Genomic DNA, 21995 nt, shown 5'->3' with positions numbered 1-21995 from the left:
GGGGCCGCTCATTTGGGCGGCCTCTCTTTTTATATGGATTGTAACTTTTTTGAATACCGGCCCGTTTAAACACGAAACGGACCCTCATGAAGCTATACCTCGCTGCCGTAATCATGCTGTCGGCCATCACGTCCTGCCATAAAGACGACCCGGCAGAAAGCAAATACGAAAGGAAATTCAGTCCCGTGGTGAGCACCGAACTGCAGAACGCCGGCGCGGCGGGCCTTACGGTAAGTTTAAAGGTGACTTTCCAAGTTTACAACGGCTGCGGCCAGTTCGATTCTTTCGTGGTTTCCAGCGATAAAGACACCGGCGTGGTAAAAGTGCTCGCCCGTTACCCCAAAGAAGCCTTCTGCACGCAGGACATCCCGCAGCGGACGGCCACTTTTAAAAAGACATTCCCCGCGCCCGGCACCTATTACATCAAATGGGTAGGCCCGGCGCAGAGCGGCCCTGAAACCGTCACACACCGCGATACCATCACCGTCAAATAAAACGCTTGCTTATGAAAGTTTATATCGTTGCAATCGCCCTGCTGGCGGCAATTTCCTGCAGCAGGGACCCGCAGGTGGAGTATAACAGAACGCAGGGCCAGGTAACCAGCAACACATTCACTTATGTGCCCAGGGCGGGCCAGGTGAATACGATGGACATAAAGTTTTCCCTGGAGAACAGCTGCAGCATTTTCGATTCGTTCGAAAGCCACCGCGACGGGGATACTTTGATCATAAAAGTTTGGGGCCTTACCCCGAAAGACGTTGGCTGTACCAAAGAGATCCGCTATCACACCAAACCGTTCAAATACGCTTTTCCCGCGCCGGGCACATATTACCTGAAGTTTGCGCGGAACAACGGCCTTTGGCACCGCGATACCGTTACGGTGCTTCCCTGATAAACTATTTGTGTTTGCCGATACGCCCGAGGTGTGTGTCCTGGAAACCGGTGACCAGCTTGAGGCCGTAACCGAAAACCCGGTCCATGGAAGAATGGGCGAACAATATGATGCCCGTGAAAACAAGCGGCTCGTAAGCGAAAAAAGTGCCCGCGAAATATACCAGCAGCGCCACGCCCTTGTGATGAAAAAAATTGTAAACGTAAGCGCCGGTACGCGCGTTGGTCAGGTACCCCAGCATGCTCAGGTCGGGCAGCAGCAGGCATCCCAAGAACCACCACCACGAAATGGTGCACTGCTGTTCGAACATCAGTAAAGCCAGCGCGAACATGGCGGCTTCTTCCAGTTTCAGCAATTTAAGGATATTGCGGTCGGTCATTTCGGTTTATTTGATGGGCAAAGCTCAGCAGATTTCACCGGACCACAAAATAAAAAAAGCCCTCCGTCCCGGCCGGGAAGAGGGCTTTGAACGTAAAAAACGATATTAATACAACATCCTTGTTTTGATGGTGTGGTTCACTTCTTTCAGCAGCGCAAAAGCTTCCTGTGAAAGTTTGGAATCCACGTCGAGCACCACGTAACCGATCTGTTCGTTGGTTTTGAGGTATTGCCCCAGGATGTTGATGTTTTTGTTCGACAATGTGCTGTTGATCTCGGAAAGCACCCCCGGCACGTTGCGGTGGATGTGCAGGATGCGGTGCGTGTTCTCGATCGCCGGTACGCTCAGCGCCGGAACGGTATGAGAGCCGAATGAAGCGCCTTTTTCAAGATAGTTCAGCATTTTGCTGCTCACGTCCAGCCCGATGTTGTGCTGGGCTTCTTCGGTGCTGCCGCCGATATGGGGGGTGAGTATCACGTTCGGGATCTTCTGCAGCGGCGTGCTGAAAGCGGCGCCGTTCTTTTCAGGCTCTACCGGGAACACGTCGATCGCCGCGCCGGACAGCTGGCCTTTTTCCAGCGCTTCCTTCAGGTCTTCGAGCACCACTACTTCACCGCGGGCGTAGTTCAGGAAGATCGCGCCTTTTTTTGCGTGTTTCAGCGTTTCCTTGTTGATCATGTCCACCGTGCTTTTGTTGGAAGGCACGTGCAGGGAGATGATATCGGATTGTTTGAAAAGGTCTTTTAAGGTGCGGATCTGAACGGCGTTGCCCATCGGCAGTTTGGTCTCCACATCGTAATACAGCACGTTCATGCCGAGCGCTTCGGCCAGCACGCTTACCTGGCTGCCGATATTGCCGTAACCCACGATGCCGAGGGTTTTGCCCCGCAGTTCATAACTACCGGTCGCTTCTTTCATCCAGGTGCCCTGGTGGGCGGCTATATTTTTGTCCGGTATACGGCGGATGAGCATGATCGACAAACCGATCACCAGCTCGGCTACCGAACGGGTATTCGAATAAGGGGCGTTGAATACGGCTACTCCATGCTCAGTGGCGCTTTTCAGGTCCACCTGGTTGGTGCCGATACAGAAGCAGCCGATGCCCTGCAGCTTTTTCGCCGCGGCCAGTACAGCCGATGTAACCTGTGTTTTCGAGCGGATGCCCAGCAGGTGCACATCTTTCACTTCTTTAATAAGGTCGGCCTCGCTGAGAGCGCCGGTGATCTTGCGGGTATTGGCATAACCCGCCTCTTTGAACTCCGCCACCGCGGCATCACTAATGTTCTCCAATAAAAGGATGTTGATCTTCTCTTTCGGATAACTCGTTAATTTTCTTTGGCTCATGGTGCTGGTTATATTACTGAGAATGACAATAACTTGACAGTTTGGGTCGTGTTCCGGTCGTCAAAAGTCACCGCAAACCTAGCGGAGTTTGAGGAGAAATCAAATAACTGTCCCGGCAAATTAGAGATTGGTGAAAAAAGATAGGCGTTCTTTATACTTTTTTGAATAATTTCCACCCTTCGGCCCGTAAAGGGCATGAAAATTGCTAATAATCACTTTTTAATATATCCGCAGCACTAACTAATGAACCGTTCGAAGGCAATTGTATTGCTGGCCATATCCGCCGGTACCATCATCTATTCCGCGTGTAATAGCAGCTCTGCTAACCGGAACAAAGAAAAAAACGCTTCTTCCACCCATTCAGCTTCCATTTATACGCTCGGGCTTAGCGAAGCCGAAAAGGCCGCCGTGCTGAAAGATCCCGTCAATAAACGCATCAGCCGTGAAGTAGCCGAACTGGTGCGCACCCGGCTTTCCGCTTCCCATTTCAGCGGCGCCGTGCTGGTGGCTAAAAAGGGCGTGATCCTGTACGAATATTACCAGGGCATGGAAAATCATGCTACCAAAACGCCGGTGACCGACAGCTCCGCCTTCCAGCTGGCTTCAGTCTCCAAAACCTTTACGGGTATGGCCGTATTGAGCCTGGTGGAAAAAGGGAAGCTGGGGCTGGAAGATTCCCTTCAGCATTATTACCCGGATTTCCCGTACCCCGGCATCACCATCCGTATGCTGCTGAACCACCGCAGCGGCCTGCCCAATTATCTTTATTTCTGCGACAGCCTCATCAAAGACAAATCGCACTTCCTTACCAACGAAGAAGTGATCAGCCTGATGACGGTGCACAAACCGGCCGTGCAATACCAGCCGGACCGGCATTTTAATTACTGCAACACCAATTACCTCATCCTGGGCGCCATTATCGAAAAAGTGAGCGGCCAGAAATACGCGGATTACCTGCGCGAAACCTTCTTCACCCCGCTGGAAATGAACAATACCTTCGTGGCGGACCCCACGCAGGCGCCGCGCCCGCACCAGACCATCAGCCATCTTTCCAGCTGGCGGCCGGAGCCGGACAACAGTTTCGACGGCGCCGTGGGCGACAAAGGCATTTACAGCACCGCGCAGGACATGCTCAAGTGGGACCAAGCCCTGTATTCCGGCAAACTCTTCAAGCCGGAAACGTTAAAAGAAGCCTTCACGCCCTACAGCAACGAAAAACCCGGCATCCGCAACTACGGCCTCGGCTGGCGTTTGCTGGTGTACCCGGACAGTACGCAGAAGATCATCTACCACAACGGCTGGTGGCATGGCAACAACACCGTTTTTTACCGCTTTGTGAAAGATTCCGCCACCGTGATCATCCTCGGCAACCGTTACAACCGCGGCATTTACCAGGCCGTGAAACCGCTGCGCGAGATCATCGGGCACAGCGACGGCGAAGAAGCGGGAGAAGAATAAATACCTGAAACCCTTCATAAAAAAAGGCCGGCCGATCGTTTTCGGACCGGCTTTTTTATTGTCGCACGATGCAGATGGCGCCATGCCGGGTTGGCTGAAAAATGTATTTAAAAGGCTGATTGCAATAGAGCTCGCGTGGGCGGCGGAAAGCCTGGGATTGGAGAAGCCCTGGCCATCCGTTTCGTAAAAAAAATCCGCCCTGCGTTTTCTCTTTTACGGCAGGGCGGAGAGGATTTAATGCATGAAACGAGGTGTTCCATGATCATTCTATCAACCTATTTATGCGAACTAAAACCTGTAACCTTGTATACTATTGTTTTGCCGGGGTTTCTTTTTTAGCCCCGTGTTTTTTCGCGGTGTGATGGTGTTCTGTTTTCTTTTCGGGTTTGTGTTCTTTTTTCTCAGCTTTCTGTTCTGTTTTTGCAGCGGGTTTCGCCTGTGCATTTGCTACGGAGATGCCACCAACGGTGATCATTGCGGCGGCCATCAGAAACATGATCTTTTTCATTTTTTAATCGTTTTAATTTTTAAAGGATAAAATGGAACCTTACGGTTTCATCGTTAATCGTTTTTAATTTTTAGGAATACGATGGGACCTTACGGTCTCATTGTAATTTGTTTTAATTGTTATTGGTAAGTATTAGCTTCTTCGATTTGTTTTTATACGCGCTGTAAAAGATGAGCGGGAAAATGAGCAGCGTGAGCACGGTAGCCGTGACCAGCCCTCCTATCACCACTACTGCCAGCGGCTTCTGCGTTTCGGAACCGATGCCGCTGCTCACCGCAGCCGGTATCAGCCCGATAGCGGCCATCAGCGCGGTCATTACCACCGGCCGGATACGTTCCTCCACGCCCAGCCTGATCGCATCGTTCAGCGGCATTTTCAGCTGCAGGTTTTTGTGGAACACCGAGATCAGGATCACGCCGTTCTGGATACAGATCCCGAAGAGGGCGATAAAACCCACGCCCGCGGAAATGCCGAAGTTGATGCCTGTGGCGTGCAGCGCAAGGATGCCTCCTATCAGCGCAAAGGGCACGTTCAGCAATATCAGCCCCGCGTCTTTCACGCTGCCCATCATGATGAACAGGATGATGAAGATCGCGACCAGGCTTACCGGCACCACCTGCCCCAGCCTTTGCGTGGCGCGCACCTGGTTTTCGAACTCGCCCGTCCAGCCGATGGAATAACCCTTTGGCAGTTTTACACCCTGTTTTACTTTGGCCTGCGCTTCGGCGATGGCGCTGCCCAGGTCGCGGTCGCGCACGGAGAATTTTACGCCGATGAAACGTTTGGTATCGTCCCGGTAAATAAACGCCGGGCCGGTGAGTGTTTCCACGTTCGCGATCTCTTTCAGCGGAATGCGGTTGCCGTTCATCGCGGGCACCATCAGGTTGCGCAGGTCTTCTTCATCCTGGCGTGAGCTTTGATCGTAACGGATGCGCACGTCGAACTTGCGTTCGCCTTCGTACAGCTGTGTGGCGGTTTTGCCGCCGATCGCCATTTCTATCACGGCCTGCGCGTCCGCTGTTTTCACGCCGTACAGCGCCATTTTCTGTTCGTCGAGGTGCACGCTCATTTCAGGCTGGCCGATGTTGCGGAGAATGCCCACGTCTTTGATGCCGGGCACGCCCTGGATGCGTTCTATCACCTGGTTGGCGAGTTTGTCCAGCTCGCCGAGATCGTCCCCAAATATCTTCACCGCATTGCTGGCATTAATGCCGGCCACGGCTTCCGCCACGTTGTCGATGATCGGCTGGGAATAGTTGTAACCCACGCCCTGGTATTGTTTCAGGCGTTTGTCCATTTTTTCCACCAACTGGTCCATCGTAATTTTTCGTTTCCATTCTTCTTTCGGTTTCAGGTTCACCTGGCATTGCACGTAATAGAAGCCGGAAGGATCGGTGCCGTCGTTGGAGCGGCCCGTTTGCGACAGCACGCCGTTCACTTCGGGGAAACTCATCAGCTCTTTCCTGAACTTGTGCACGAATTTCACCGTTTCGTTGAGGCTCATGCTCATAGGAAGTTTCGCTTCCACCCATAACGCCCCCTCGTTCAGCTGAGGCAAAAATTCCGAGCCGAGAAAGCGGGCGGAAGCAAAACTGATCCCCATGAATAAAACGGCCATGAGCAGACTGAGCCTTTTCCGCGCATATGTCCAGTTAAATCCTTTCATTACGATGCGGTGAAAAAAAACAACGACCGGGTTATGTTTTTCACGCACGTTTTTCTTTAATAAAATAGAGGTGAGCACCGGCACCAGCGTTAAGGTGAACAGCAATGCGCCCAGCAGCGCAAAGCCCAGCGTCCAGGCCAGGGGCGAGAACATTTTTCCTTCCACTTTCTGGAACGAGAAGATGGGCAGCAATGAAATGATGATGATCAGTTTGGAGAAAAACACCGCTTTACCCAGCTCGCCGCCCGTCTTTTTGATCCAACCCAACTTGGCGAGCCGGTTAAAGCGTTCCATCCCGTAATGTTTCGCTTTGTGGTCGAGCATTACGAAGATCCCCTCCACCATCACCACCGCACCGTCGATGATGATCCCGAAATCGATGGCGCCCATAGACAGCAGGTTGGCGCTCATTCCTTTCAACTTCAGGCAAATGAAGGCGAACAGCAACGATAACGGGATGATGATGCCCACGATCAGCGTGGTTCTCCAGTCTGCCATAAACAGGAAGACGATCACGGTCACAAAAACGATCCCTTCGAGCAGGTTATGCATGACTGTCCTGGTGCAATAACTCATCAGCACATCGCGGTCGTAAAAGGTGACCATTTTGATGTCTGACGGCAATACTTTTTCGTTCAGCTCCGCCACTTTGCCTTTGATGCGCGCCAGCACTTCGGTGGGGTTTTCGCCTTTGCGCATCACTACAATTCCTTCCACGATATCGTCCATTTCGTTCAGCCCCGCCTGCCCTACCCTGGGCGCGGACGTTTCCCGCACGTCCGCCACGTTTTTGACGAGTATGGGCGTGCCGTCTATATTCTGCACGATGATGTTCTCGATGTCCCTGATATTGTCCAGCAGCCCGATGCCCCGCACAACATACGCCTGCCCGTTCTTTTCGATCACATCGCCGCCAACGTTGATATTGCTTTTGCTGGCGGCTTCGTAAAGTTCCAGCGGCGTAATGTTGTATTTCGCGAGGCGCACAGGGTCCGCCGTAATCTCGTAGATCTTTTCCTGCCCGCCGAAGGCCACCACGTCTGCCACGCCGGGCACGCTGCGCAGCTGGCGGTCGATCACCCAGTTCTGGTACGTGAGCAGTCCCCGGCTGTCTCTGTGTTCGCTTTTAAGCCAGTAGCGGAACACTTCGCCGGTGGGCCCGTACGGCGGCTGTACTTCCGGCTCTACCGATTCAGGCAGGCTCACGTTGCGCAGCATGTTGTTCACTTGCTGCCGCGCGAAAAAGTCTTCCACATCGTCTTCAAAAATGATCTTGATCACAGATAAACCGAACATTGAAATAGACCGTACGCTGGTTTTGCGCTGTACCCCGTTCATCGATATTTCGATGGGCGTGGTCACGAAACGTTCCACTTCTTCCGCGCTGCGCCCGTTCCATTCCGTGACGATCACGATCTGTGTGTTGGTCACGTCGGGGAATGCTTCGATGGGCGTATGGAGAAAGGCCACTACCCCGCCGATGCTGAGCACCGCCAGCATAAAAAACACGAAGAACCTGTTCCTGAGCGAAAACCCTACAATATTTCTGATGAACCTGTTCATGTGCCGTTAGTCGTTCAACGCGTCATAGATCAGCAGCTGGTTCCGGGAAATGATCTTTTCCCCCGGCTGCAGGCCGCGGCTGATGTATGATGTTTCGTTCAGCGCTTTGGCCACTTTTATTTCCCTGGTGTCGATATTGAATTTGTCGCGGAACACCATCACGAAGTTTTTCCCTTTGTCGAAAATGACAGCGGAACTTGGAATGGCGGGCATTTCCATGCCTTCGCGGTATCGCAGCAGCACGCTGGCGAACATCTCCGGCTTGAGCAGCATGCCTTCATTGTCCAGCCGGATGCGCACCTGCATCGTTTTGGTGTCCGGGTCCAGCACGTTGTAAACTTTGTCTATCCGCCCGTGAAATATTTTATCCGGATAACTGATGGTGGAAATATCCGCCGGGTACCCTTCTTTTACACGGGAGATGTCTGTTTCAAACACATTCGCCATGATCCACACATCGTCCAGCTCAGAGATGGTGAACATATGCGAACTGTTGTCTGACCGCAGCTCCATGCCGTTGTTGATGTTCTTTTCTATGACGTACCCGCTGATGGGCGCGGTAACGATGGAAGTGGAGCCGCTGCCTTTGCGGTAGATCTGCAGCAGTTCGTTGATGCGCCCGATCTCGGCTTTGGCTTTGCTGGCTTCGCCTTCGGCGTTCACCACGTCTTTTTCCGTGGCAAGCTGGCTTTTGTAGAGGTCCTGCGCTACTTTCAGCCCTTTTTCGGCTACGGCGAGATCAGATTGCGCCTGCGAAAGCTGTTTGTCGTAATCGGCGATCTCCCCGCTTTGGATCACGGCCAGCACCTGCCCTTTTTTTACGTAATCGCCCAGCTGCACTTTGATGTCTTTTACATAACCGCTCACCAGCGGGTACAGCTTCAGCACCTTGCCCATGTCTGGCGTTACTTTGCCGGAAAGGCGCAGTTCGTTTTCGACGGGTTTGATCACGGTGGTATCTATCGTAATGGAAGCCATCATGGTATCGCTCAGCACGAAGGTGGTTGCTTCCGTGCCTTCCGCCTGCGAGTGTTTGCAGCCCGTCCAAACGGCGAGGGCGGCGACGAGCGCAATGGGAAGTGCATATCTTTTCATCTCCGGTAAGATTAATTGGCCGTGTTGAATAATTGTGCGCCGGTGCTGTAATTCAGTTCTTCGTACGCCAGCACGCGGTCGTTCATGAACTTGTTGGTATGCCGTACATGATCGCTGTAACTGTTGAAGTAGTCGATGAACTGCAGCAGGGAAATATTTCCCTTGCGGAAATTCGCTGCCACTTCGGCGATCAGCCGGTCGTATTCGGTGTTGAAAGACTGCAGGTCCGGCCAGCCGGAGCCGTTTTCGAGGAACTCGATCTTTTTCAGCGCGGTGGCCACTTCGGCGCCAACGTTCACCTGATGCTGCCGGTACAGCGCGTCCTGCGCTTTGGCTTCGCCGGCCGCGGAGCGGATGTTGCCTTTGTTGCGGTTCCACAGCGGCAGGTCGATGCCGAGGGTAAGGCCCACGAAATTGGCGGCGTAGCTGCCGTTTTTGTCGTAAGTGGCGCCCACATGCAGATCGGGCACGGCGAGCGCTTTTTGTAGTTGATAATTGAGGTTGGCCTGCTGCAGCTGGCTGTTTGCCAGCGCAAGGTCCGGCCGGTTAGCCAGGGCGGTGTCGGTGAGCGCCTGCAATGTGTATGACCCTAGTGAATATTGCCGTAGCACATCACCGGCCACCACTGGCGTAACGGGAAGCGAACTTCCCAATAATGTCTGCAGCCGGAGCGATGCGGCGAGTTCCTGCTGCCGCAGGTCCGTATAGTCGTTGGCGATGCCTACCTGCAATGCCTGCAAACGGATCACGTCTGCATGGGCCACGCTGCCCCTCGCATCGGCTTCGCGGTAGGCATCGAGTATTTTCTGGAGATTGCTGAGCTGTTCGCGGAGCGTTTTTTCGGTTTCCTTCAGGAAATACAGCTCGTAATAACTGCTGCGAAGCTGCAGCCGCAGCGTGCGCATCAGTTCATCAAAGGCGGCGGCGGACGAAGCAACGTTCCATTGTGCCAGTTGTACTTGTTTGTTCCTTTTGCCTGCCAGTAAGATCAGCTGGTCGATATTGCCTTCGAACTGTCCGCCGCTGCCTATATTGAAGGGCTGCACTTTGTCGAGCGTGCCAAAGCCCAGTGTGGCCGAAAATGAAGGATTGTTCCATTTGCGCGCCTGGTCTGCCAGCGCTTTGTCCGCATCTATATGGTACCGCTGCGCCAGCAGCAGCAAATTGTTCCGCAGGAACTGTTTTTCCGCTTCGGGGAGCGTCAGCGGCTGCGCGTCCTGCGCCTTCGCTTTCGCGGAGAAAAAAAGGAGAAGAATGGTGATGGCCCCGAGCTGTTTCATTTGAAAACAAAGCTCCGCATCGGGAATTAAAGGGGGCTTTAAGGCGGCTTAAAAAGAGATTAAAAAAGCGGGGCTTATTCTGGGGAATCATTGATCTTTTACACATGGGGCAACTGCACCGTGAAGGTAGAGCCCTCGCCCGGTATGGAAAACAGGCTCAGCCGCCCTTCGTGCAGCTCGGTGATCTTTTTGCAGATAGACAGGCCCAGGCCGTGACCGCGCGCCATCTGCCCGTTGCTGCCCCTGAAAAAAGGCTCGAACACACGGTTTTGCTCTTCCGGTGGAATGCCCGCCCCATGGTCTTTTACGTGAACGATGATGTATTTGTCGTTGAAATCGATCGTGATTTTGGCGGACTGGTCTTCGGAAAATTTGCAGGCGTTGTCCACGAGGTTCAGGAAAAGTACTTTCAGCAGGGTTTCGTTGCCGTTGGCGGTGAGATACGTGTCCAGCTCCGGCTCGCGCAGGAACTGGATCTCCACTTTCCCGCCGGGTTTTCTTTTCCCGCGCGCCTGTTCGCTGGTTTCCCACAGCAATTCGTCTACCCGCACAGGCGTAAACTCAAATTCCTGGCGGTTCAGTTCAGATTGTGCCAGCTGCAGCAGACCGTTGGAAAGGTCGGACAGGCTTTGCGCGTCTTCCAGCACGGAATGCAGCACCATGGCGTATTCCGCGCCGGTCCTGTCTTTGGCGAGTGTTACCTGCAGCTGGCTGATAATGGCTGCCAGTGGAGTTCTCAGCTCGTGGGAGGCATTGCTCACGAAACTTTTTTGCAGGTCGAAACTATGACTGAGGCGTTGCAGCATGGTGTTGAAGTTCGCGCCCAGCTGCGCGATCTCGTCTTTCCCGTGAACGTCTACCTTTACGTCCTGCAGGTTGTTGGCGTTGATGGAATCCACCTGCTGCACGAGGCTGTCTATCGGCTGCACCATTTTTTTGGCGAAGAAGTACCCCACCCCCACCAGCAGCAGCACGGCCACGAGCAGCTCTATCAGCAGGATGCGGCGCAGGTTCTGCAGGTTCTGGAAACCGTATTTGTCGAAAGAAGAGACGATCACGAGCACCGATACATTGTCTTCCGTGTAATAAATGCCCGCCGTTTCGCCGTTTTCGTCGTTTTTGATGTAGGATTTGTGTTCTTTGATGTAATCGAGCAGGTAACGCGGCGTGCGCACCGCGGTATCGCGCATGTTGGTGTAAAGAAGGTCGTAGTTTTGGTTGTACACCAGGATGGTCTCGCGGTAAAGGTCCTGGAAAGTGGTTTTATCCAGTTTGCGCAGCAGGCTGATCTGCACATGATCGTTTTCGATGATGACGCTGCCGATGGAGCGGGCGCGGTATTCCAGCCTGTCCTGGTACTCCGCGCGGCGGCTTTCGGCCGAGAAGTAATAAGACAGCCCGGCGAACGCGATCAGCAGGAACGCGGCGGACAGCGTGTAATAAACGGCTATTTTATATTTGATGTTCAATGCCGCGCGTTATTGGTCTTCCGAAATATAATACCCCATCCCCGTTTTGGTATGCAGCAGCTTCAGCTCGAAATCCTTGTCGATCTTTTTACGGAGGAAATTCATATACACTTCGATCACGTTGGTGCCCGTATCAAAATCGATATTCCAGACCTTTTCGGCGATGGCGAGTTTGGAAATGACCTTTCCTTTGTGCATGGCGAGCAGTTCCAGCAGCTGGAATTCTTTTGCGGTGAGGGTGATCTTTTTGCCGGCGCGGTTCACTTCCTTTCTTTCCCGGTCGATCTCCAGGTCGGCGATCACGATCTTGTAACGTTGCGCGGCGGGCACTTCGGCGCCGGCGCGTTTGAGGAACACGCGGATGCGCGCGAGCAGTTCCCTGAAATCGAAGGGTTTTACGAGGTAATCGTCTGCCCCCAGCTCGAACGCCTGCATTTTATCGTCCATCCCGCCGAGCGCGGTAAGCATGATCACGGGCACTTTGTTGTTGCGGCGGCGGATCGTTTCGCAGATCTCGTAGCCGTTGTGATGCGGCAGGTTGAGGTCGAGGATCACGAGGTCGTAATCCTGGCTGGCGGCCAGACCTTTGCCGATGCGGCCGTCGTACGCCACTTCCACCTCGAAGCCGTTTTCTTCCAGTCCCATTTTGACCGCGTTGGCCACTTTCACTTCGTCTTCCACGATCAGGATTCTTTGCATAATCTGCTAAGCTAGGAAAAAATGGATAAAAATATCCCGGGGGCATAACGGCTACGGGTATCCAGTTTGTCTGTTTATAAGGATGGGCGTTACCCGGTATGTTTTCGGTTGGGGAGCACGTTCTCGCGGGTCCAGCCGATGGTATGTTCGTAAGGATGCTGGCGCACGGGGCATTCCATGAGGGTGCAGTGCGGGCAGCTGCTGGGGATGCAAGGGTCCGTATGGATGAAAAATTCCACTTCATGCCCCTCGAGTTCCTTGTTTACCAGCTCTTCCAGCGCTTTGATCTCTTCGTGCACGAGGGTGAGTTCGAGATAATACGGCAGCGTGATGTGGCAGTCGATATGATAATTATTGCCGTACTGCTGTACGCGCATATTGTGCACGTCTATCCAGTTGGGATGCTCGTGGCGGTGCCGGTTGAGGATGGCGATCACCTGGTCTACGGCTTTCATGTCCGTTTCGTCCATCAGCCCGGAAATAGACTGCCGCATGAGCTGGTAACCCTTGCGGAGAATAAGCAGCCCCATAATGGCTGACACGGCGGGGTCCAGCCAGCGCAGGCCGGTATAATGGATCACGATCAATGCGGCGATGAGGGCCACGGAGCTGTATGCATCCGTAAGCAGGTGCTGGCCGTTGCCGCCGAGGGTGATAGACCTGAGCCTCCGGCCGCTGTGCACGAGGTACAGGCCCAGCAGCAGGTTGGCGATGGAAGTGCCGGTGATGAGCCAGATGCCCTGGCCTATTTTTTCCAGTTCGGGTTGTAAAATGAAGTATTGGCCGGCTTTGAAAAGGATGAGAACACCGGCAATGAAGATCATGGCGCCTTCGAAACCAATGGAGAAAAATTCCACCTTGCCGTGGCCGTAAGGATGGTTCTCGTCTTTCGGTTTGCCCGTGAGATAAATGCTGTAACAGGCAAAACCGCCGGCCACCACGTTGATGATGGATTCCAGCGCGTCGGACAGGATAGCCACCGAATGCGTGAAAAAATACGCCGTGAATTTGGCCGCCGTCAAAAGCAGGCTGATCCCCAGGGACAGCAGGATGATCCGGAGTTCTTTTCTGATCAAGTTCAGTTCTGTTGGTAACAGGAGCAAAGAAAAGATAAAATGCGCGAGAATGCCAGCCGGGAAGGGTTTTTTATTCCGTTTAAAATGATTAAATTGGAATACATGTTTGACAGACACCCTTTTTTAACAATTTCGCTGACAGTCAAGATCTAAATTCGACAGCTCCAAAGCCGACAGAAGAGAAAGAACCAAATGTTATGGCGTTCATCCCCAGTTTATCCCGGTTTCGCCGGGATGTGCCGGCATATTGTGTACCGCCTTTTATGCAATAATCACCAACCACCAAAAAAATCTCTGTCAAAATGATGAGACGTTTATTCCTCTTCCTTTTACCATTTGAACACCGGCGGCTCCAACAACAGCGATTACCTGAACGTACCAACCGGCGAGACCAACATCAACGTGAATACCCCGAAAGTGGGAAAGGACGTGGATTCTGTGGATATGATCACATTTTCGCAGGTGCTCGAGGCGAACAAACGGTATACCCTGTTCGTAACCGATTCCGTGCCCAATGCTACCGGCGTGATGGTGGAAGACGACACCGAAGCGCCGGACAGCCTGGCGCGCATAAAATGCCTGCACCTGATGCCTAACGTGGCCGCGGTGGACTTTTACCAGGGCACTACGCTGATAGCCGCGAACGTGGGATATAAACAGGTGACCGAATACACGGACATTCCCAACGGCACTTATACGTTTTACATCCGCGAAGCGGGCAGCGGGCCTACCGGTACAGTGCTTGCCTCGCGCAGCATCGCAACGGGCAACCAGCGCATCTATACGTTTTTTTCGCGCGGTTTCAAAGGCACTACGGGTACCCGTGCGCCGAATGTTTCCGCGCTCATCGTACAGTAATTCTTCCATATCTGATATCCCCATCGGAGGGCGGCTTTTGTGGCCGCCCTTTTTTATCTTCGTAACATGGAACTGCGCGACGAAATATTACGCGAAAGCTCAAAAGCGAACACCATGGCGGTGGTGGCCTGGGCGGGCGACAACCCCGAACGCATCGCGCAGCTGGTGGACCTTTTCCTGCACGGCGAATACCGTGTGGTGCAGCGCGCCGCGTGGATCTTAAGCTATGTGAGCGACAAACACCCTGAGCTGATACAGCCGCACCTGGCCGTGATGGTGGACAGAATGGGCCACCCCGGCATACCGGTTGCCGTAAAACGCAACGTCGTGCGCATATTACGCGATATGCCCGTGCCGGAAACGCTGCAGGGGCCGGTGATGCATTTCTGTTTTCAATTTTTGGAAGACCCGAAAGAGACGGTTGCCGTGAAAGCCTTTTCCATGGCTATACTCGGCCGCCTGGCTAAAATTTACCCGGACATACGGAACGAGATCGTGATGCTGATAGAAGATCACTTGCGGGAAGGCGCTACGCCGGGCATCAGGAGCCGCGGGATCAAAACGCTGAAAGAATTGGGGGCGTTGAAAAAGACGGGAAAATAACTGGAAACGTCACATGAGAAAAGCCCCGAAAACGTCCGGGGCTTTTCAAATCTATTTCGAAATAACACTTACGCTTAGTTGTTGCCTTCGCCGGCGGGTTTATCGTCGGCTGCGGGGGCTTTCGGTGCGGGCGGTTTCGCGTATTTGATCTCGATGGGCCTGCGTACGGGCGCCGCCTGCGGCTGGTCGCCGGACTGCTGGGGGCGTGGGGCCGGAGCCTGTCCTTCCGGGCGTTCGGGGCGCTCTCCGACTTCCTTGGGCTCTTTGGGGCCTGCCGGTTTCTTTTTGGCGGATTTGGGCGCGAAGATCGCGATCATACGTTTGCCTTCCATCAGCGGCATCCCTTCGAGGGCGCCTACTTCCGCAAGGCGTTCTGCGAATTTCAGGAGGATCAGCTCACCGCGTTCCTTGAACATGATGGCGCGGCCTTTGAACTGCACGTATGTTTTTACCTTATTACCTTCTTTGAGGAATTTTTCGGCGTGTTTGGCTTTGAAATCAAAGTCGTGATCGTCTGTATTAGGCGTAAAACGGATCTCTTTCACCTCGCTCTTGTGAGCGTTGGCCTTCATTTCCTTTTCCTTCTTCTTTTTCTCGTAAAGGAATTTATTATAGTCGATGATCCGGCAAACGGGAGGGGCTGCATTCGGGGAAATTTCCACCAGGTCCAGCGCCTGGTCTTCCGCCATGCGCAACGCTTCGTCGGTCCTGTAAACGCCGGGTTCCACGTTATCGCCCACCAGCCTCACCTCGGGTACACGGATCATACGGTTGGTACGATGCTCCTGTTGTTGTTCTCTTCTGAAATTGGGGTTTCTGCCCCGGTTAAAGTTTGGTCTTGGTCCTTGTTGCATTAAAATGTTGAATTGTTAGATAAAAATAATGGCGCTGACGGTGGACTGTTTTACTTTAAACCGGCAAGCCATTGCAATGGTTAAAATTGTTTTATGAAAAACAAGCGGATCATTCAAAAGGTTTGCGATTGATCACTTCCTCGTTCACGATGTTGGTGAAATCCGCTATGCTCATCGCGCCCAGGTCGCCTTTCGCCTGCCTGCGCACGGATACTTTTCCTTCGGCTTCTTCTTTTTCTCCTACCACCAGCATGTATGGAATTTTCGCCAGTTCCGCCTCACGGATCTTTTTACCGATCTTTTCGTTCCTGTCATCAATTTCAGCGCGAATTTCCGCTTTTTTTAGCAATTCTGCCACTTTTTCTGTATAGGGCAGGAACTTGTCGCTGATCGGCAGGATTTTCACCTGCGTGGGCGTGAGCCAAAGCGGGAATTTCCCGGCGCAATGCTCGATCAGAACGGCTATGAACCGCTCCATGCTGCCGAACGGCGCGCGGTGGATCATCACCGGGCGGTGCGGTTTATTGTCCGCCCCGATATATTCCAGTTCAAAACGCTCCGGCAGGTTGTAATCCACCTGGATCGTTCCCAGCTGCCATTTACGGCCGAGCGCGTCTTTCACCATGAAGTCCAGCTTGGGGCCGTAAAACGCCGCCTCGCCGTATTCCACCACGGTTTTCAGTCCTTTTTCCGCCGCGGAATCGATAATGGCCTGTTCGGCTATTTTCCAGTTTTCCTCGGAACCGATGTATTTGCTGCGGTCTTCCTGGTCTCTCAGCGAAATCTGTGCCGTGTAATCGGTAAAGCTGAGGCTTTCGAACACGTACAGCACCAGGTCGATCACTTTTTCGAACTCTTCCTTTACCTGGTCCGGCCGGCAGAACAGGTGCGCATCGTCCTGCGTAAAGCCGCGCACACGGGTAAGCCCGTGCAATTCGCCGTGCTGCTCGTAGCGGTACACGGTGCCGAACTCCGCGAAACGGACGGGGAGGTCTTTATACGATTTGGGGGAAGTTTTGTAGATCTCGCAGTGATGCGGGCAGTTCATCGGCTTAAGCATGAACACCTCTCCTTCTTCCGGCGTATGGATCGGCTGGAAGCTGTCTTTACCGTATTTTTCGTAGTGCCCGCTGGTGACGTACAGCTGTTTGCCCCCGATATGCGGGGTTATCACGGGCAGGTACCCGCTTTCGATCTGCGCTTTTTGCAGGAAATTCTGCAGGCGCTCGCGCAGCATGGCGCCTTTGGGCAGCCACAGCGGCAGGCCCAGGCCTACTTTTTCGGAAAAGGCGAACAGTTCCAGTTCTTTGCCCAGCTTGCGGTGGTCGCGTTTTTTGGCTTCTTCGATGAGGGCCAGGTATTCGTCCAGCTCTTTCTGGGAAGGGAACGTAATGCCGTAAATGCGGGTGAGCATTTTATTGTTTTCGTTGCCCATCCAGTACGCCCCGGCGATATTCGTAAGTTTTACCGCCTTGATGAAACCGGTGCTCGGGATGTGCGGCCCGCGGCAGAGATCGGTGAAATTGCCCTGGGTATAAAAGGTGATGGAGCCGTCTTCCAGCTTCTGGAGGAGGTCTATCTTGTAAGGATCGCCTTTTTCAGTGAAATATTTGATGGCCTCGGCCTTGGGCACGTCTTTGCGGACGTACACACTGTTCAGCTTCGCCAGTTCGGTCATTTTGGCTTCCAGCTTGCGCAGCTCCTCGTCGGAGATGGCGCGGCCGTCGAGGTCCACGTCGTAGAAAAAACCGCCGTTCTCGAGCGGGGGGCCGTAGCCAAACTTCACTCCCGGGTACAGGGCTTCCAGCGCCTCGGCCATCAGGTGGGCGGAAGAGTGCCACATGGTGGCTTTACCGTCTGCGTCCGTCCAGGTAAGAAGCTGGAGGGTGCCGTCTTGAGTGATGGGGCGCGTAGCGTCGATCACTTGTCCGTTTACTTTTGCCGCCAATACTTTGCGGGCGAGGCCTTCGCTGATGGATTTGGCAATGTCCAGTGCCGTAATACCTTGCTCGTACTGCCTGACTGCGCCATCCGGGAATGTAATATTGATCATAAATCCTGTTCGTAAATAAAATGCATGCGAAATTACAAAAATGATATCACAATTGCCGGGATTTACGGATGGTGAAATAAGGTAATCTGACTGACGCCCCACGGCGGTGGGAAAGATAATCTTTTCCAATAAATGCAAAAACATGCATATGTGTTGCAGGATTTTGCCTGAACCAGAACAGGATAATGCATTTTTTTGCCGGATTCTGTATTTTTTCCGTATATTCATGCACATAAGCCTGCTATATGCTGAAGGAAGAACGACAGAACTTTATCCTCCACGAAGTCAACGTTCACAACAAAGTGCTGACCACTTACCTGGTGGAAAAGCTCGGCGTGTCTGAAGACACGATCCGCCGCGACCTCAACGAGCTGGCAGAAGCCGGCAGGATCATCAAAGTGCATGGCGGCGCATTGTCGCGCTCGTTCCACAATTCTTTCAACAGTACCGACATTTATTCACTCGCCGAAAAAAAAGCGATTGCCCGCAAAGCCGTTCACCTCATACAGGACGGCATGTTCGTATTCACCACCGGCGGCACCACCATTCTTGAAATGGCCAGGATGCTGCCCGAAAACCTGCGCGCCACTTTTTTCACCGGCAGTCTTCCCGCGGCTTTCGAATACGTGGAGCATCCGCATATAGACGTGATACTGATCGGCGACAGGCTCTCCAAAAATTCCAGGATCACCGTAGGCGGCGCGGCTATCGCGCAGATACGCCAGGTAAAGGCCGATCTGTGTTTCCTGGGCACCAATGCCATCGACATCCATGCCGGGCTTACAGACAACGATCTCGACGTGGTGCAGATCAAAAAAGCAATGGTGGAATCCTCATCCAGGGTGGTTTCCCTGTCTATTTCAGAAAAAGTGAACACTTCCCAGCGGCTGAAAGTTTGCGACGCAACGGATATAGATACACTCATTACGGAGCTCGACCCTGACGATATGCTTTTGAAACCTTACCGCGCCGCGGGTATGGAAGTGCTGTAAGAATGCATTAGATAACGCCGACAAAAACGATGTGAATAATAAGCAACGGCTGCCGCAAACCTGTGGCACGCCTTGTTCCGCTCCCCCTGTACGTTGATTTTTACTTTCTTTTTCAGAACGCCAAAATTTATTCGTTATGACAAATCCACTCAAAAAGCAACATGGAAGATGGAAAACGCTTCCGCTGCTCCTGCTGTTGCAGCTGGCAGCCACGCTGGCGCTGGCGCAGGTGCGCATCAGCGGAAAGGTAACGGGAAACGACGGTTCACCCGTGCCCGGCGTTACCGTGCAGCTCCGCAATTCAAGCACCGGCGCCAGTTCCGACGCCAACGGGCAGTATAGTTTTAACGCTAACATCCAGCCGGGCAACTATACGCTGGAGTTCACCGGTATCGGTTTCAAAACCGTCCACAAAAACATTTCCGTCAGCGGTGCAACCGTTTCCGCAGACGCGGTGATGGAAGAAGACGTGCTGAACATGGACGAGATCGTGGTGATCGGTTCTTCCCTGCGGCAGTCGAGGAAACAGCTGGGCAACACCGTCAATTCGGTCAGTTCCAAACAGCTGGTCAACACCGGCTCGGGCAATATCGGCGCGGCATTGCAGGGCAAAGTGCCCGGCGCGCAGATCACGCAAACCTCCGGCGACCCGTCCGGCGGCATTTCCGTCAGGATGCGCGGAACAAGCACCATCAAAGGCTCATCGGAACCGCTGTATGTGATAGACGGCGTGATCGTGAGCAACGCCACCACGAACGTGACCAACCTGAATGTTGGCGGCGGCCCGAATGAAGTGGGCACCAACCGCATGGCAGACATCAACCCGAACGATATTGAAAAAATAGACGTGATACCGGGCGCGTCCGCTTCCGCCATCTATGGTTCCAGGGCCAGCAATGGCGTGGTGCTCATCACCACGAAAGCTGGCAAGGCCGGGCGGCTGTCTATCGACTTCAGCACGGGCATCATGCTGAACCAGCTCCGCAAAAAAGTGTATATCTCCACTTACGGCAAACAGTTCGGCTCCGCCGCCCTGCGCCTGGGCAATATCAGCAACGGCCCCGGCAATACGATTACCTACACCCGCGGAGACGGGCAGGTGAGAACGCTTTCCACGGACCTGGTGGACGTTACGCGGTACGATTACCAGGACCAGATCTTCCAGACGGGCCTGGGCACGGACAATTACCTGTCGCTCAGCGGCGGCACGGAAAAAACGAAATACTATTTTTCGGGCGGATATTATAAGAACGAAGGCATTATCCGCAACACGGATTTCAGGCGGTTCAATTTCAAAACAAGGATACAGCAGGTGATCAACGACTACATCACCCTGAGCGGCGGCGTGGCCTACACCAACAGCTTTTCGCATGAAAAGCCCAACGGCAACGTGTTCTGGAGCCCTATCAACTCGGTGAACATCACGAACAATCTCTATAACATCGAGGAGCGTGATGCGGCCGGCAATCTCAAAGGCGTGGAACCAACCCGCGTAAACCCGCTGAGCGTGATAGAAGACATGCAGCTGACGCAGGCCGTAAGCAGGACCATCACCGACTTCCAGGTAAAGCTCACGCCGGCGAAAGGGCTCAGCATCGATTACATTCTCGGCATCGACAACTTCAGCCAGGAAGGTAATAACCTGATCAAACGATACCCGTACATTTCCGCGCAGGAAGGCCTCGGTTATGTATCCAGCGCGCTCGTCAATTCTTTCCTGATCAACAACGACTTCAACGTTTCCTACAACGCGCAGCTGGGAGACTTTTCTTCCCTTACAACCGCGGGCTTCAATCACCAGTACCAGAAGATCACCGGTCTTTTTAACCAGGGCCGCGACCTGCTGAACGGCATTACCACCATCAACGGCGCCGCCACCCGGCTGGACCCGAGTTACACCTACGACCAGCGCCAGGTGTTCGGCGGTTTCGTGCAGGAAACGTTCGGGTATAAAAACATCGTTTTCCTGACCGCCGCAGGGCGCATAGACGGCAGCACCTCTTTCCCGAAAGACACGCGCACATACTTTTACCCCAAAGTAAGCGCGTCGTGGAACATCAGCGAGATGGGCTTCTGGAAAGATTTTGGCGGCAACTGGTTCAACGCTGCGCGCCTGAGGGCTTCGTGGGGCCTTGCGGGCAACCTGACCGGCATCGGCACCTACCAGCGGTTTTCCAACTACTCGTCAGGCAGCCTGAACGGTCTTGCCACGTATAATCTCGACGCCAGCCTCGGCAATGAATTCGTAGAACCGGAAAGGTCCAGCGAATTTGAGTTCGGGACGGACCTCTCCTTCCTGAACAACCGGCTGGGCGTGGTATTTACTGCATACAACAAAAAGATCGTCGGCAATTCATTGCTGGTAGACCGTGTGCTGGCGCCGTCTTCCGGCGGCAGCTCCCGCATCGAGAACGTGGGCGACCTTACCAACAAAGGATGGGAACTGGGCATCACCGCCCTGCCGGTAAGCACTAAAAATTTCAGCTGGAACGTAGGCGGATCGCTGAGCCGGAACAAAAACAAAGTAACGGCATCCAGCCAGGTAACGCCGATCACGCTGGCCAACGCCGCGGGATCGCCCTCTGTGATCATCGCGGGCGAGCCGGTGGGCGTTTTTTACGGCAACTATTTTGAGCGGGACGGCAAAGGCATCGCCCTCGACAGCGAAGGCCGGCCCATCGCCGCCATCGACGATAAAAAAGTGCTGCTCCGCAAAGTGATCGGCGATCCTAACCCCGACTGGCTGCTGAGCTTCAACAGCATGCTTACGTACAAAAAACTCAGCTTCAGCTTTTTGATAGACGGTGCTTTGGGACAGGATGTGTTTAATGCGGACAGGAGAACACGCCAGGGCGTTGGCATCGGCGATTATTCCGAAAGGGAGATCAAAGGAGAATTACCCCGGGGTTACATTTTCTCCATCTACAACACGGAAGAATGGCGCGTGGAAGACGCTTCTTACGTAAAACTCCGCGAAGTGGCGCTTACTTACGAGCTGCCGCAGTTCGCCAAGTTCATCCGCTCGTCATCCCTGTCGCTGGTAGGCCGCAACCTGCTGAGCTTTGACGATTACGACGGGTACGACCCCGAAACGAACGCCGGCGGCAACAGCTCCGTGCTGAGAGGCGTGGATTTCGGGAACGTGCCGATCCCGAGAACATACCAGTTCACTTTCAGGGCCAGTTTCTAATCTCAAAACGCAACAT

The 21995-nt window shown here is 53.6% G+C and carries 18 protein-coding genes; 7 read left to right on the top strand and 11 right to left on the bottom strand.

Going from position 1 to position 21995, the window contains the following annotated elements:
* Nucleotides 1-86 precede the first annotated feature (86 nt).
* Nucleotides 87-494 (top strand): hypothetical protein, encoded by a 408-nt coding sequence (locus J7I43_RS18860; protein ID WP_209147413.1) that lies wholly within the window; start codon nt 87-89, stop codon nt 492-494.
* 11 nt (nt 495-505) lie between these two features.
* On the top strand, nt 506-892 hold the full coding sequence (locus J7I43_RS18855) for a hypothetical protein (RefSeq protein ID WP_209147412.1): 387 nt from the start codon (nt 506-508) through the stop codon (nt 890-892).
* A 4-nt stretch (nt 893-896) separates the two neighbouring features.
* On the opposite strand, the gene J7I43_RS18850 is transcribed toward J7I43_RS18855, so the two are convergent.
* Both J7I43_RS18850 and serA read right to left on the bottom strand, forming a co-directional pair.
* Nucleotides 897-1271, bottom strand: coding sequence for a DUF4260 domain-containing protein (locus J7I43_RS18850; protein ID WP_209147411.1), 375 nt, complete (start codon nt 1269-1271; stop codon nt 897-899).
* Nucleotides 1272-1376: 105 nt separating this feature from the next.
* On the bottom strand, nt 1377-2615 hold the full coding sequence (gene serA, locus J7I43_RS18845) for a phosphoglycerate dehydrogenase (protein ID WP_209147410.1): 1239 nt from the start codon (nt 2613-2615) through the stop codon (nt 1377-1379).
* A gap of 243 nt (nt 2616-2858) precedes the next feature.
* Here serA and J7I43_RS18840 point away from each other — a divergent pair, with 243 nt between their 5' ends.
* The gene (locus J7I43_RS18840; RefSeq protein WP_209147409.1) at nt 2859-4073 is read left to right on the top strand and encodes a serine hydrolase domain-containing protein; all 1215 of its coding nucleotides are present in this window, start codon (nt 2859-2861) and stop codon (nt 4071-4073) included.
* Nucleotides 4074-4383: 310 nt separating this feature from the next.
* Here J7I43_RS18840 and J7I43_RS18835 read toward each other — a convergent pair whose 3' ends face one another.
* From J7I43_RS18835 to J7I43_RS18805, 7 genes are all read right to left on the bottom strand, one after another.
* Entirely contained in the window at nt 4384-4581 is a 198-nt protein-coding gene (locus J7I43_RS18835) for a hypothetical protein (RefSeq protein ID WP_209147408.1), read from the bottom strand.
* Between the two features lie 112 nt (nt 4582-4693).
* Nucleotides 4694-7810 carry an efflux RND transporter permease subunit gene (locus J7I43_RS18830; RefSeq protein WP_209147407.1) on the bottom strand — a complete coding sequence of 1039 codons (3117 nt, stop codon included), beginning with the start codon at nt 7808-7810 and terminating at the stop codon, nt 4694-4696.
* A 6-nt stretch (nt 7811-7816) separates the two neighbouring features.
* A complete protein-coding gene (locus J7I43_RS18825) occupies nt 7817-8905 on the bottom strand; it encodes an efflux RND transporter periplasmic adaptor subunit (protein WP_209147406.1) in 1089 nt (362 codons plus the stop codon).
* A gap of 11 nt (nt 8906-8916) precedes the next feature.
* On the bottom strand, nt 8917-10185 hold the full coding sequence (locus tag J7I43_RS18820) for a TolC family protein (protein WP_209147405.1): 1269 nt from the start codon (nt 10183-10185) through the stop codon (nt 8917-8919).
* A gap of 98 nt (nt 10186-10283) precedes the next feature.
* Nucleotides 10284-11654 (bottom strand): sensor histidine kinase, encoded by a 1371-nt coding sequence (locus J7I43_RS18815; RefSeq protein ID WP_209147404.1) that lies wholly within the window; start codon nt 11652-11654, stop codon nt 10284-10286.
* A 9-nt stretch (nt 11655-11663) separates the two neighbouring features.
* Complete coding sequence (locus tag J7I43_RS18810; protein WP_209147403.1) at nt 11664-12353, bottom strand: response regulator; 690 nt, start codon at nt 12351-12353, stop codon at nt 11664-11666.
* An 89-nt stretch (nt 12354-12442) separates the two neighbouring features.
* Nucleotides 12443-13429 (bottom strand): cation diffusion facilitator family transporter, encoded by a 987-nt coding sequence (locus J7I43_RS18805; RefSeq protein WP_209147402.1) that lies wholly within the window; start codon nt 13427-13429, stop codon nt 12443-12445.
* A 336-nt stretch (nt 13430-13765) separates the two neighbouring features.
* Between J7I43_RS18805 and J7I43_RS18800 the strand changes: the two genes are divergently transcribed.
* Both J7I43_RS18800 and J7I43_RS18795 read left to right on the top strand, forming a co-directional pair.
* Nucleotides 13766-14287, top strand: a complete 522-nt coding sequence (locus J7I43_RS18800) for a DUF4397 domain-containing protein (RefSeq protein WP_209147401.1) — start codon at nt 13766-13768, stop codon at nt 14285-14287.
* Between the two features lie 66 nt (nt 14288-14353).
* Entirely contained in the window at nt 14354-14890 is a 537-nt protein-coding gene (locus J7I43_RS18795) for a hypothetical protein (RefSeq protein ID WP_209147400.1), read from the top strand.
* A gap of 74 nt (nt 14891-14964) precedes the next feature.
* On the opposite strand, the gene infC is transcribed toward J7I43_RS18795, so the two are convergent.
* On the bottom strand, nt 14965-15744 hold the full coding sequence (gene infC, locus J7I43_RS18790) for a translation initiation factor IF-3 (RefSeq protein ID WP_262898782.1): 780 nt from the start codon (nt 15742-15744) through the stop codon (nt 14965-14967).
* A gap of 109 nt (nt 15745-15853) precedes the next feature.
* Entirely contained in the window at nt 15854-17797 is a 1944-nt protein-coding gene (gene thrS, locus J7I43_RS18785; protein ID WP_209147398.1) for a threonine--tRNA ligase, read from the bottom strand.
* Between the two features lie 245 nt (nt 17798-18042).
* On the opposite strand from thrS, the gene J7I43_RS18780 reads away from it, so the two are divergent.
* On the top strand, nt 18043-18789 hold the full coding sequence (locus J7I43_RS18780) for a DeoR/GlpR family DNA-binding transcription regulator (RefSeq protein WP_209147397.1): 747 nt from the start codon (nt 18043-18045) through the stop codon (nt 18787-18789).
* A gap of 136 nt (nt 18790-18925) precedes the next feature.
* Nucleotides 18926-21979 (top strand): SusC/RagA family TonB-linked outer membrane protein, encoded by a 3054-nt coding sequence (locus J7I43_RS18775; RefSeq protein WP_209147396.1) that lies wholly within the window; start codon nt 18926-18928, stop codon nt 21977-21979.
* Nucleotides 21980-21995 lie beyond the last annotated feature (16 nt).

The sequence above is a fragment of the Chitinophaga chungangae genome (assembly GCF_017742215.1).
In the GTDB taxonomy this organism is placed as follows: domain Bacteria; phylum Bacteroidota; class Bacteroidia; order Chitinophagales; family Chitinophagaceae; genus Chitinophaga; species Chitinophaga chungangae.
The sequence above is the reverse complement of the archived record's forward strand: the minus strand, read 5'-3'. Positions and strand labels throughout refer to the sequence as shown.

Bases quoted from the DNA above. Each gene is read 5' to 3' on its own strand.
- J7I43_RS18860 (WP_209147413.1), top strand. From the start codon at position 87: ATGAAGCTATACCTCGCTGCCGTAATCATGCTGTCGGCCATCACGTCC.
- J7I43_RS18855 (WP_209147412.1), top strand. From the start codon at position 506: ATGAAAGTTTATATCGTTGCAATCGCCCTGCTGGCGGCAATTTCCTGC.
- J7I43_RS18850 (WP_209147411.1), bottom strand. From the start codon at position 1,271: ATGACCGACCGCAATATCCTTAAATTGCTGAAACTGGAAGAAGCCGCC.
- serA (WP_209147410.1), bottom strand. From the start codon at position 2,615: ATGAGCCAAAGAAAATTAACGAGTTATCCGAAAGAGAAGATCAACATC.
- J7I43_RS18840 (WP_209147409.1), top strand. From the start codon at position 2,859: ATGAACCGTTCGAAGGCAATTGTATTGCTGGCCATATCCGCCGGTACC.
- J7I43_RS18835 (WP_209147408.1), bottom strand. From the start codon at position 4,581: ATGAAAAAGATCATGTTTCTGATGGCCGCCGCAATGATCACCGTTGGT.
- J7I43_RS18830 (WP_209147407.1), bottom strand. From the start codon at position 7,810: ATGAACAGGTTCATCAGAAATATTGTAGGGTTTTCGCTCAGGAACAGG.
- J7I43_RS18825 (WP_209147406.1), bottom strand. From the start codon at position 8,905: ATGAAAAGATATGCACTTCCCATTGCGCTCGTCGCCGCCCTCGCCGTT.
- J7I43_RS18820 (WP_209147405.1), bottom strand. From the start codon at position 10,185: ATGAAACAGCTCGGGGCCATCACCATTCTTCTCCTTTTTTTCTCCGCG.
- J7I43_RS18810 (WP_209147403.1), bottom strand. From the start codon at position 12,353: ATGCAAAGAATCCTGATCGTGGAAGACGAAGTGAAAGTGGCCAACGCG.
- J7I43_RS18795 (WP_209147400.1), top strand. From the start codon at position 14,354: ATGGAACTGCGCGACGAAATATTACGCGAAAGCTCAAAAGCGAACACC.
- infC (WP_262898782.1), bottom strand. From the start codon at position 15,744: ATGCAACAAGGACCAAGACCAAACTTTAACCGGGGCAGAAACCCCAAT.
- thrS (WP_209147398.1), bottom strand. From the start codon at position 17,797: ATGATCAATATTACATTCCCGGATGGCGCAGTCAGGCAGTACGAGCAA.
- J7I43_RS18780 (WP_209147397.1), top strand. From the start codon at position 18,043: ATGCTGAAGGAAGAACGACAGAACTTTATCCTCCACGAAGTCAACGTT.
- J7I43_RS18775 (WP_209147396.1), top strand. From the start codon at position 18,926: ATGACAAATCCACTCAAAAAGCAACATGGAAGATGGAAAACGCTTCCG.